The organism is Aerococcus sp. UBA6277 (assembly GCF_002440555.1).
Classification (GTDB): domain Bacteria; phylum Bacillota; class Bacilli; order Lactobacillales; family Aerococcaceae; genus Aerococcus.
The window spans coordinates 19,925-31,250 of record NZ_DJUR01000040.1; the positions used below are offsets into that span (position 1 = coordinate 19,925).

Sequence of the window (11,326 nt, forward strand, 5' to 3'; positions counted from 1 at the left end):
ATCATTTTCTTTCAAATAAAAAAGAGAACAACAAAATTCATATCCTCTTCCATATAAAATACTTATCATTATGGCCTCTTATGCAAATCCTTCTTCTGAATAAAATGGTGGTTGCCCCAAATGTTGAATGGCTTCATAGCGATTTTTGACGATTGCCTCCGCCATAGCTTGTAAATCAGTCAGGTTCACCCATTTTAAATCATCATGTTTATCGGTTTCCATTATTTGGGGTGTACCCATAAATCGGTCTGTCGTCAGATATATATTATAGTAAGTTGTTTCATCATCTAAACGCAGGTGGGTTAAACCTACAAATGTTAGATCATCTACCTGAATTTGAATGCCCAATTCTTCATAAGCTTCTCGAACCATGGCTTGGCGTACTGTTTCCTGCGCTTCAACGTGCCCAGATATACAATCCCACTTATTCGCTAACATTTCCGTTTGCCCTCTGTGTTGGAGTAGGACTTGCTTTTGCCCATCCAATTTCCGGGTCAAAATTAATATGCCCGCTGAAGGGTTGGTATATCGCAATTTCTTACTTGTCATTTCATCCCACTTTCTAATTTTATATCTAAAGTTCTTTTTTTGAGATTTCTTTCATTGTATAAGGAATTCGTTTGCTAATTTGACTCGGTAGGACAACGTAGTGGTCTTCATACAGCTGGTCACCAATGTAGGAATGCAAGAAAACGCCTAGCTTAACTGCATCCACCGTTTTGTTTAATTGACCTGCTAAACCAGCAACCATCCCCGCTAGCGTGTCCCCCATACCGCCAGTCGCCATGCCAGGATTCCCCCCAGTATTTCGGTAACTGACCCGCTCATTTGGCACATAAATTTCCGTTGATGACCCTTTCAGTACTAGGATAGTACCCTCTAGGTCTACCCAATTTTGAATGCTCGCTTGGTCATCGGCCGGGATTTTTCCTGCAGTCAGTCTACGCCATTCTCCTTGATGCGGTGTCAAAATGATTTCATGTTGATTGTCCGGGGTAAGTAATTCTTGGATTGTCTTCTCTTCATCTTCTGCCAAATCTGCCGCCAGTAAATTTAAAGCATCTGCGTCCAAGATAATCTTCAACGAGCGTTTTGCAGATGCAATTATGTTTTTGATTAGCTGCCATAAGTCCAGGTTATTCATTCCGAATCCAGGTCCAACCAATAGTACATCCACTTTACCAATCATTTGCTTGATAGCTGACACATCCGCCCAATCGATGATCATAGCTTCCGGCAAAACAGTATGAATAGCAGGCAAGTTAGCTGAATCAGTTGCAATCGTGGTTAAACCTGCGCCTGAATTGACTGTAGCCATAGTCGCCATTTGAGCTGCACCACCCATGGCACGGTTCCCTGCAATAATCAGGACATGACCAAACAGATTCTTATAGGCATCCACGTCACGAACTGGTATGAGATTTTTTATAGCTGTTAAATTCAAATCAACCTTTGATAATGTCACAACCATCACCCCTTTTCTTTCATTCTAGCACTAGTAAAAGCATATGCCTAACCCTTTATACGCAAAAAGGTTGGCCATATTAGCCAACCTCTTGCTTACAAATCATGTGTTATATATTTGAATTATACTAAACCTTGAGAAATCATTGCATCTGCAACTTTTTTGAAACCAGCAATGTTTGCACCGGCAATTAAGTTATCCTCTTTACCGTATGTGCTTGCGGCTTCTTTAGACTCGCTGAAGATATTTTTCATGATGTCTTGTAACATGCCGTCAACTTCTTCAAAAGTCCAGCTTTGACGTTGACTATTTTGTGCCATTTCTAGAGCAGAAACAGCTACACCACCGGCATTGGCAGCTTTCGCTGGTCCAACGTAAACATCATTTGCTAATAATGTTTCTGTTGCTGGTGCATCTAAAGGCATGTTAGCGCCTTCGGAAATGAATTTCACGCCATTTTTAACTAATTGATCAGCTTGTGGTTTTTTCACTTCATTTTGTGTAGCTGCTGGGATTGCTAAGTCAGCTGCAATTTCGTGGTCCCAGACAGAACCTTCAAAATAGCTTGCTGAGGGTTTAGCTTCTGCATATGCAGTTAAACGTTCACGGCGAACTTCTTTTACATCACGTAAAAGGGCTACGTCAATACCAGTTTCATCAATGATGTAACCTGTTGAATCTGATACTGAAATCGCTGTACCGCCAAGTTCTTGAAGTTTTTCAGCAGCGTAGATAGCTACGTTACCCGCACCAGATATAATCGCGCGTTTACCTTCAATTGTGTCGTTTTTAGCTTTCAACATCTCATCTAAGAAGTATACTGCACCGTATCCAGTTGCTTCAGTACGTGCTAATGAACCACCATATAATAATGGTTTACCAGTTAAGACACCATTTTCGAAGCCACGTAATTTTTTGTATTGGCCGAATAAGAAACCAATCTCACGTCCACCAACACCGATATCACCAGCTGGTACATCTTTATCTGGACCGATATGTTTTTGTAATTCCGTCATAAAGCTTTGGCAGAATCGCATAATTTCGTTGTCTGACTTACCTTTCGGATCAAAGTCAGCCCCACCTTTACCACCACCGATAGGTTGACCAGTAAGTGAGTTTTTAAAGATTTGTTCAAAACCTAAGAATTTAAGGATACTTTGGTTTACTGTAGGATGGAAACGAAGCCCACCTTTATAAGGTCCTAGCGCTGAGTTAAATTGTACTCGGTAACCAGTATTTACTTGAGCATTTCCTTGATCATCAGTCCAAGGAACACGGAAAGAAATGATTCTTTCTGGAATCGCTAGAATTTGTAGAATGTTTTTTTCTACATATTCAGGATGCTCTTCAATTACTGGCGCAACAGAATCTAAGAATTCGTCTAAAACTTGGATGAATTCTGGTTCAGCTTCATATTGCTTGTGCCATTTTTCTTGAGTGACCTTAATATATTCTTGTGCATTCATGTAAATTCCTACTTTCTGTTCTAAATTATTACAATATAATGAGAACAGTACTTATTATATACAAAATCATTAAAGAAGAAAAGTTTTTTGTGACAAAATGATAAACATTTTTACAAGGAATATTGAAAGCATAGTCTTTTACGTTAGATAATCTGTCATTAGCCTACTCCGCTGTTTGAATATCGGCCCATCTATAGTTGATATAAGATTGACCTGGTCGGTTAATATCTGATACATGTGGATTTTCTAGAATAGATTGGTAAGACTGGTAAACTGGAATCTGAACAGCATAATCATCTAAGCCAGCTTTTTAAAGCATAATCAGCGTTTCCCATCTACCACTAGGATCAAGGGCCTGCGCACGACTTTGAGCCACCAATTCATCCAATTCATCATATTGATAATTTCCGCGGGTAATAGTGGAATCAAAACGTTCTAAATAGTTGATTGGGCCCCCGAAATCAGCTTGCCAGAAAGTAACACCTAAGTCATAGTCACCATCAGATAAGGCTGCAAATCGAGCAGATGACGGCATAGTCTTTATGGTAACTTCAATACCCTGCAGATTTTCTGTTAATTGCGATTGAATATACTCAGCAAAAATTTGGCTTTCTTCATCATCAGCCGCAACCATCTCCAACGATAAAGAATCTATACCAGCCTCCGTTAAACCATTTTCCCAATTTTTTTGAGCAGTTTCTAAATCGTAATCTGTAATTCTCTCCCTGATTTCAAATTACAAGTGACAAGGGCTTTTATTTTTGATAGAATTGTACCTTGGTCGTATCGATATTTATATTGAATGAGGTACCAAATTTGCACTTATAAATCTTCATGAATTTTTTTAAGTTTTGAAAATTCCCATACATCAACCTTTTGGAACAGCTACATTTTTTGCAAAAATAATTTAAGCTAAACAACTTGACTCAGGACTAAAAACCCTATATATTGTGTTCATAAGATAAATCACAACTACATGTGGCATATTTAGGGGGATAATCATGGTAACTGTATATACAAAACCAAATTGCATGCAATGCAATTTCACAAAAAAATTTTTAACTGAAAAAGAAATCGAATTTCAAACAATCGATGTTACAGAATCAGAAGAAGCGTTAGCTGAAGTTAAAGGCATGGGTTTCCAAGCTGTACCTGTAATCGTTGCAGAAAATGAAGAAGCTTTCTACGGTTTCCAACCAGACCGTTTAGCAAAATTAGTTTAATCAAATTAAATGAAACGACTGAAGGTCAAACTTCAGTCGTTTTATATAAAAAGCGTCACGCCCTCTTCCTCATCAACATGATTTAGGATTTGGACTGTGACGCTTTTCTTTGTTTAAATAGAACTATCTTGTTCTTGATAGTCTGATTCAGCCAAGTCGGCCATGATTTGGTATAAATCACCTGCTGTTAACTGGTCTTTTTCTTCTTTACTAAAATCTTTAATGATTTTACCGTGGTGTAAAAGGATCATCCGATTACCATATAATAAGGCATCTTGCAGATTATGAGTAATCATTAATGCTGTTAGATTATGGTCTTTTACTTGGTCAGATGAAATTTCCAAAATGCGTTTAGATGTCTTTGCGTCTAATGCTGCTGTATGTTCATCTAATAGTAAAATTTCTGGTTTAGTGATAGTTGCCATCAATAAAGCAATCGCTTGTCTTTGCCCTCCGGATAATAAGCCGATTTCAGCATCCAATCGATTTTCTAATCCTAAATGCAATTGGCTTAAAGCCTCTTGGAATTGTTTCCGATTGTCATCTTTAATAGCTAACCCTAAACCTCGTTTTTGTCCTCGTTTTAAAGCTAATGATAAGTTTTCTTCAACGGTCATACGTGGTGCTGTCCCCATTGACGGATTTTGAAATACGCGGGAAACAAATTTAGCCCGGTCCTCCTCAGCAAGACGACTAATGTCTTTATCGTTTAATGTGATGGCACCTGAGTCTAACAGGAAGGTACCTGCAATGGCGTTCAATAGGGTTGATTTCCCTGCCCCGTTACCCCCGACAATGGTAATGAAGTCGCCTTTTTCCACTGTTAATGATAAGTTATCTAAAGCTGCAAAGGTATCCGGTGTTCGTTTGTTAAATACTTTTCTCGCTTGGTTAATTTCTAATAAGGTCGTCATTATTTAGCCACCTTTCTATATTCACGGTAGTCAGCCACTTTATTCTGAATGGTTGGAATAGCCAGACATAAAGCAACGATAATTGCTGAGAATAGACGGAAGTCATTCGCTTCAAAGTTCATCATTAAGACAATCGTTAATAGTAAACGGTAAATAATTGAGCCCACTACGATCGTGATAAAACGAACGCCTAATTTTACATTACGGAATAGTACTTCCCCGATAATAATGGAAGCTAAACCAATTACTACAGTACCAACACCCATTTGAATATCAGCATAGCCATTATCAGTAGAAACAATATAACCTGACACAGCGATTAATCCATTGGCTAGCATGTAACCAAGCATAGTCATCTCTGACGTTTCAATCCCTAGTGATTTAGCCATTTGCATATTATCACCTGTTGCAATCAAAGCTTGCCCCATTTCGGTTTTAAAGAAATAAGTTAACAGGAAAATAATTGCTGCTACAATAATTAAACCAATCACAATGGTATCTACATTACGTGGTAAGGATAAACCAGCAATCGCAGTTTTTAAAGTCGTCACCGTTGATAAAGACATGTTAGCCTTACCCATGATTTTCAAGTTGATTGAGTAAATCCCTGTCATGGTAATAATCCCTGCTAATAACGGATTAATTTTCAAGCGGGTTACTAAAAAACCTGTAACAGCTCCTGCAGCCATACCTGCTAACAATGAAATCAACAATGACGTGAAAGGATCTATATTAAAGTAAAGCATCTGGGCGCCAATGGCACCACCTAGTACAAACGACCCTTCAGTTGTCATATCCGGTGCATTTAAAATTCTAAAAGTGATATAAATGCCGAGACCCATTACAGCCCAGATTGTCCCTTGAGAAAAAGCACTAATTATCATGTCCATATGGTCTCCTCCTTATTCTCCAACCAATTCAGCGTATTCGTCACTGTTAACATCAATGGCCGCATCAATCAATTCTTGTGGTAGTTGAATGCCTAATTCTTCAGCTTTAGCCGTATTGATGTAGGTATCTGTTTTGTCATTATAGATAATTGGATAAGTTGCCGTATCTGCGCCCTCAATGACATCGGCCACTACTGTCGCTGTATCTAAACCGAATTGATATTGGTTGATACCAACTGTCGCTAACCCACCATCAGCAACCATAGCGTCTACCACTGGAATAACTGGTATCCCGTTTGCATCTGTTACTTGAATTAAGGTATCCATAGCACTAGCAATTGTATTGTCGTTCGGTACCCAGATAACATCCACTTGGCCAGCTAATTGTTCAGCGACTGACGCTAGATCATTTGTTGAAGTAATGGTAGATTCTACTACGTTCAACCCTCTTGATTCGGCTTCACCCTTGGCTTCACTAACCGTTTTCGTTACATTCGATTCTGAAGAGTTATAAATGATGCCCACATTTTCCATGTCTGGTAAAATGTCTTGCATTAAATCAAATTGTTCTGCCACTGGTGCCATATCTGTAACCCCTGTTACGTTAGCCCCTGGTTGTTCATCAGAAGCGATAAAACCGTTGTTAGCGGGGTCTGATACCGCAGATAAGATCACCGGGCGATCGCCGTTAGCGGCATTGGCTAAAGCTTGCGCAGCTGGCGTTGCGATACCGACTAAAATATCAGCATTTTCAGCAAGAAAAGCATTCGCAATCATGGCTAAGTCAGATTGGTTTCCTTGGCCATTTTGATAGTCAATTGTGATGTTTTCACCATCTACATAGCCACGTTCAGCCATACCATCATAGAAACCATCTCTAATTTGGTCTAATGAAGGATGTTGGATAAATTGTAATAAACCAATAATGATGTCTTCTTCTGTTTCCACTAATTGAGATTCATCTACCTCTTGACTTGCGGCCTCTAGTCCCTCTCGTTTTGCAATAAGGGTTGGCATTACAAGATATAATGCAAAAAGGGCAATCACTAATACCGCGCCCATACTTGAAATTTTCTTCATGTCTTTCCTCCTAATTTTGACAATAAAAAACGCCCTACTCTAAACTGTAGGACGCTAGGTCCCACATAGTTGATTGGTAAATCATTACTATCATGTCTATGTGGGGGTTATTTTGAAAGGCTCAAATTTTTCTCCACATAAATACAGTCCAGAAAACTGAAGTTGTATCTATGCGCACTCGTGCAGATACAACTAATTCATGTGGCTTTGCCAATATTTCATTGTTTGCACAGTAGTTAACATTTGAGTGGCTCCCTTCGTCTTTGATATCTCGTTAAACAAATATTAACAAATCATGAGAAAAATGACAAGCATTATATCTGGGAAATAACGATTTTTGCCTAGAAAAAATCTTGTCAGCAAAAAAACGCATCTTTTGCCAAAATCGCCAATAACCCTTATAATGAAATGCTAGGAAGGTGGTGCTTACATGTCATTTGACGGTATGTTTACCCATGCACTGATTAAAGAATTAAATACAACATTTGCAGGCGGACGCATTCATAAAATCCAACAGCCATACGAGATGGAATTGGTTTTAACAATTCGCGCTAATCGCAAAAACCACAAATTATTGATCTCAGCCCATCCAAGTTTTGGGCGTATCCAAGTTACAGAACAAGCTTATAATAACCCAGAAACCCCACCAAACTTTACTATGGTATTGCGTAAGTACGTTGAAGGGAACATTATTGATAGCATTGAACAGTACGACAATGACCGAATTATCCTCTTCAATTTAACTAGACGAGATGAATTAGGCGATGCTAGTCAGCAACAATTGATTGTTGAAATTATGGGTCGTCATTCAAATATCTTCTTATTAGATAATGATAAACAGATTATCGATGCCATCAAACATGTGCCTATGTACCAAAATACCTATAGAACGATCCTACCTGGTGCGACGTACCAACTGCCCCCAAACCAAAACCAGGTTAATCCCTTTAAGGTTGGCGAAAACTTTGAAAGCGACAAGTCGTTAATGACGGCCAAGTTCCTACAGAGTCAACTCATGGGGCTAGGTCGTGATTCAGCAATTGAATTAGCAAGTTTAATTGAAAAAGATAGTCGTAAACCTTATCAAGTGATTCAAGACTTCTGTGCGGGCTTTGAAAATCCGAATCCAACCTTAGTGGTCCAAGATGATAAGCAACACTTCTTGGTCTTCCCTTACACGACAATTTCAGGGGAAGAAAGTCATTATGACGATTTGAGTGCCTTATTAACAGCTTATTATGCAGAGAAAAGTAAGCAAGATTATGTCCGTCAAGTGGGTAATGCCATTATTCAAGTCGTTGAGAAGAATTTGAGTCATCAACATAAACGTTTGGCCAATTTAAACCAAGACTTGGAGAAATCAGCTAAGGCCGATACTTTCCAGTTAAAAGGTGAATTATTGACAACTTTCCTTTATCAAATTGAAAAAGGCCAAACTGAGGTGACACTAGCCAACTACTACGACAATGATCAACCCATTACCATTAGTTTAGACCCTGCCTTGACACCGTCACAGAATGCGCAGAAATACTACCATAAGTATAATAAACTACGGAATGCTATTAATCATATTGAAAAACAAAAAGTCGTTGCTGAAGCTGAAATCCAGTATTTGGAATCTATTCAAACCCAATTGAACTTCGCTGAACCAAACGAATTAGCGGATATTCGGGATGAATTAATTGACCAAGGCTATCTTAAAAAGCAAAAGCAAGATAAGAAAAAACGGTCAAATAATGCCTCAGCTAAACCGCGTGAATATGAAACTGCGGAAGGTAACCGGATTTTAGTAGGTCGAAACAACAAACAAAACGACCAATTAACCATGCGTCAGGCCAATAAAAACCACTTTTGGTTCCATGCCAAGGATATTCCTGGTTCACACGTTATTTTAGAAACCAGTGACCCTAGTGAAGCTGAAATCACCCAAGCAGCTGAATTAGCCGCAGCCTTCTCAAAATATAGCCAATCCAATAATGTGCCCGTTGATTACACGCAAGTAAAACACGTGAAAAAACCAAATGGAAGTAAACCTGGATTCGTGAATTACTTTCAACAAAAAACCGTCTTTGTCACACCAACAAAAATCGTTTAAGCGTCAATATTAAAAACGCATCAATTGAATATGCAAAAAGATCGATTGGCAGATTGCTCAACCCCCTAGCTCGCTAGCAAGGTTAGTCATCAAACCAATCGGTCTTTTTTACTATATATATTTTCTAAATAATCCGTTTATAAGCATGTTTCTTCACCTGACAGGTAAATGTTGGTAATTGATAAATTTCACCATCACAGTTCAAAATCATCGGGCTACCATCCTTACTGGTATAAACAACTTCATCACATAGTAAACTCTGTAGTTCTTTCAAATCTTCATGTTTTCCAGAAAAAAACTTGTATAATATAGCCCATATTTTATTCATTGACATTGTCTGTACATAAACCAGTTCTAGAAGGCCGTCACTCACTTGACCATCAGGGTTGATCTTAAAACCACCACCATACATAACCCCGTTACATAATGCGGCCAGAATATATGGTCCATCCATTAGCTTCAACTCTACTCCATCTTTTTTTGCTGTTAGGTCAATATCGAATGCCGTACCTGCTTGTAAGGCCCTTGGAATCGAAGCTATATAGGCATATTTTTGTAAGAATTTATTGTTTTCTTTAAAATCATTGGCTTGGAAAACAACATTCGCATCAGCGCCAACACTCAAAATATTCATAGTATACAAGTCTAATTCAGGAATATAAATGGCATCCGTTTCGCTTGTTTTACCCTTAAAAATATGGTCAATCTGGTCTTTAACCGAACGCTTACCGTATAAGCCCATATATAAGTCATTCCCGGTACCTAAGGGTAAGATGGCAAAAGTAAGCTCGGTATCTATCATCAAATTCCCGATTGAATGGACAGTGCCATCCCCACCACAGGCAACAACTACCCCATCTCGATATTTTTCGGAAAAACGGTCAATCAAAAATTGGCTTGAGGTCTTCGATGTCGAATATACTAAAAATATATCGTCTTTATTCAATCCTGCTTTTGAAGCTCGATCCAATACCAATGCATTCGTATCGGCCTTCTTCTTTTTCCCAGCTGCTTGGTTAAAAATAAATAAGAAACCCTTATTTCCCATGTCTGACACCTCTTTTATCTTATCACGTGTATGAATATGTCCCTTATTATACCAAACACCAGGCTACTAGACGAATGTTGGTCAGAATGTCATATTCATCGAATGTACGTTTGTATTGACCGAACATATGTGCTATACTGAACATAAATAAAACGTGAATAGTTAGAACTCATAACCCACAAAAAAGGAGTACAGCTAATGAAAGAGCGTCATCTACAAATTCTAAAATGCGTCTATTCAAACATTCAAAGTCAAGGGTTCCCTCCAACAGTTAGGGAAATCTGTGAAGCCGTGAACCTATCTTCAACTTCTACAGTCCATGGCCACCTTTCTCAATTAGAAAAGCAAGGTTATCTACTTCGGAACGCGACTAAACCGCGTGCTATGGAAATCACAGATAAAGGCTTAGAATTACTAGGTGTATCTAGTCAAGGTATTCCAATGATTGGTACGGTAACGGCCGGTCAACCAATTACTGCTGTTGAAGAAATTGAAGATTATTTCCCAATTCCACCTACTTTGAAGAACCAATCAGAATCCCTATTTATGTTAAAAATCCGAGGTGATTCAATGATTGAAGCTGGTATCTTAGACGGAGACTTCGTGATTGTTCGTCAAGAAGTCTCTGCCAACAATGGTGATATTGTAATCGCCATGACAGACGAAGGCGAAGCCACTTGTAAACGATTCTTTAAGGAAGATGGGTATATCCGATTGCAACCAGAAAATCATAGTTTAGAGCCTATTATCTTACCAGACGTGCAAATTTTAGGTCGTGTAATTAGTTTATTCAGAGAACATACATATTAATCCCTTACACCATGATAAGCATCTTTTGAATGAGATGACTATCATGGTTTTTTTTTGGCCGCTAATAAAGCCGGTCGATGGTTAAATACAAATCGCTTATTTATATTTTTGAAATATCCGCTAGACCTATATCAACAGATATTTCAATTTGGAGGCTCAAAACAGATGAAGCAATATATAGTCGTTGAATTTGATGTTCTGTTATTGAAGACTTGGTCACGTTAGCCGAGGCTGCCGTCTTATACGCCCTATCTGAATTGAATATTCCAGGCTAAATTCTATCCCTACACCAGTTTTTTTTACTAAAAAAAACGGTTCTTTTACAAATAGTGTTG

At 38.5% G+C, this 11,326-nt stretch carries 11 protein-coding genes; 3 read left to right on the forward strand and 8 right to left on the reverse strand.

All coding sequences use genetic code 11. The features are described from left to right. Window positions 1-78: 78 nt before the first annotated feature. From B2V22_RS07100 to B2V22_RS07115, 4 genes are all read right to left on the reverse strand, one after another. Window positions 79-549 carry an NUDIX hydrolase gene (locus B2V22_RS07100; RefSeq protein WP_290491443.1) on the reverse strand — a complete coding sequence of 157 codons (471 nt, stop codon included), beginning with the start codon at window positions 547-549 and terminating at the stop codon, window positions 79-81. A 25-nt stretch (window positions 550-574) separates the two neighbouring features. After that, window positions 575-1,471 (reverse strand): NAD(P)H-hydrate dehydratase, encoded by an 897-nt coding sequence (locus tag B2V22_RS07105; RefSeq protein ID WP_290491445.1) that lies wholly within the window; start codon window positions 1,469-1,471, stop codon window positions 575-577. 116 nt (window positions 1,472-1,587) lie between these two features. After that, window positions 1,588-2,931 (reverse strand): NADP-specific glutamate dehydrogenase, encoded by a 1,344-nt coding sequence (gene gdhA, locus B2V22_RS07110; protein ID WP_290491447.1) that lies wholly within the window; start codon window positions 2,929-2,931, stop codon window positions 1,588-1,590. 310 nt (window positions 2,932-3,241) lie between these two features. Then, window positions 3,242-3,661, reverse strand: coding sequence for an ABC transporter substrate-binding protein (locus B2V22_RS07115; RefSeq protein ID WP_349680119.1), 420 nt, complete (start codon window positions 3,659-3,661; stop codon window positions 3,242-3,244). Window positions 3,662-3,932: 271 nt separating this feature from the next. Between B2V22_RS07115 and nrdH the strand changes: the two genes are divergently transcribed. Further along, complete coding sequence (nrdH, locus tag B2V22_RS07120; RefSeq protein ID WP_290491449.1) at window positions 3,933-4,154, forward strand: glutaredoxin-like protein NrdH; 222 nt, start codon at window positions 3,933-3,935, stop codon at window positions 4,152-4,154. Between the two features lie 113 nt (window positions 4,155-4,267). Here the strand turns inward: nrdH and B2V22_RS07125 are convergent, their stop codons facing one another. The 3 genes from B2V22_RS07125 to B2V22_RS07135 are packed head-to-tail and all read right to left on the reverse strand — an operon-like array spanning window position 4,268 to window position 7,038. After that, window positions 4,268-5,068, reverse strand: a complete 801-nt coding sequence (locus tag B2V22_RS07125; protein WP_290491451.1) for an ABC transporter ATP-binding protein — start codon at window positions 5,066-5,068, stop codon at window positions 4,268-4,270. After that, window positions 5,068-5,958 (reverse strand): ABC transporter permease, encoded by an 891-nt coding sequence (locus B2V22_RS07130; protein WP_290491453.1) that lies wholly within the window; start codon window positions 5,956-5,958, stop codon window positions 5,068-5,070. Before B2V22_RS07130 ends, B2V22_RS07125 begins: the two co-directional genes overlap by 1 nt. Before the next feature lie 12 nt (window positions 5,959-5,970). Then, window positions 5,971-7,038 carry an ABC transporter substrate-binding protein gene (locus tag B2V22_RS07135; RefSeq protein ID WP_290491455.1) on the reverse strand — a complete coding sequence of 356 codons (1,068 nt, stop codon included), beginning with the start codon at window positions 7,036-7,038 and terminating at the stop codon, window positions 5,971-5,973. A gap of 430 nt (window positions 7,039-7,468) precedes the next feature. On the opposite strand from B2V22_RS07135, the gene B2V22_RS07140 reads away from it, so the two are divergent. Next, window positions 7,469-9,133, forward strand: coding sequence for an NFACT RNA binding domain-containing protein (locus B2V22_RS07140; protein WP_290491457.1), 1,665 nt, complete (start codon window positions 7,469-7,471; stop codon window positions 9,131-9,133). Window positions 9,134-9,257: 124 nt separating this feature from the next. Here B2V22_RS07140 and B2V22_RS07145 read toward each other — a convergent pair whose 3' ends face one another. Next, window positions 9,258-10,181: a diacylglycerol/lipid kinase family protein gene (locus B2V22_RS07145; RefSeq protein WP_290491459.1), complete on the reverse strand. Its 924-nt coding sequence runs from the start codon at window positions 10,179-10,181 to the stop codon at window positions 9,258-9,260. Between the two features lie 198 nt (window positions 10,182-10,379). On the opposite strand from B2V22_RS07145, the gene lexA reads away from it, so the two are divergent. Then, entirely contained in the window at window positions 10,380-10,991 is a 612-nt protein-coding gene (gene lexA / locus B2V22_RS07150; protein ID WP_290491461.1) for a transcriptional repressor LexA, read from the forward strand. Window positions 10,992-11,326: the final 335 nt, after the last annotated feature.

Coding starts and splice junctions, on each gene's coding strand:
- B2V22_RS07100 (WP_290491443.1), bottom strand. CDS start 549: ATGACAAGTAAGAAATTGCGATATACCAACCCTTCAGCGGGCATATTA.
- B2V22_RS07105 (WP_290491445.1), bottom strand. CDS start 1,471: ATGGTTGTGACATTATCAAAGGTTGATTTGAATTTAACAGCTATAAAA.
- gdhA (WP_290491447.1), bottom strand. CDS start 2,931: ATGAATGCACAAGAATATATTAAGGTCACTCAAGAAAAATGGCACAAG.
- nrdH (WP_290491449.1), top strand. CDS start 3,933: ATGGTAACTGTATATACAAAACCAAATTGCATGCAATGCAATTTCACA.
- B2V22_RS07125 (WP_290491451.1), bottom strand. CDS start 5,068: ATGACGACCTTATTAGAAATTAACCAAGCGAGAAAAGTATTTAACAAA.
- B2V22_RS07130 (WP_290491453.1), bottom strand. CDS start 5,958: ATGGACATGATAATTAGTGCTTTTTCTCAAGGGACAATCTGGGCTGTA.
- B2V22_RS07135 (WP_290491455.1), bottom strand. CDS start 7,038: ATGAAGAAAATTTCAAGTATGGGCGCGGTATTAGTGATTGCCCTTTTT.
- B2V22_RS07140 (WP_290491457.1), top strand. CDS start 7,469: ATGTCATTTGACGGTATGTTTACCCATGCACTGATTAAAGAATTAAAT.
- B2V22_RS07145 (WP_290491459.1), bottom strand. CDS start 10,181: ATGGGAAATAAGGGTTTCTTATTTATTTTTAACCAAGCAGCTGGGAAA.
- lexA (WP_290491461.1), top strand. CDS start 10,380: ATGAAAGAGCGTCATCTACAAATTCTAAAATGCGTCTATTCAAACATT.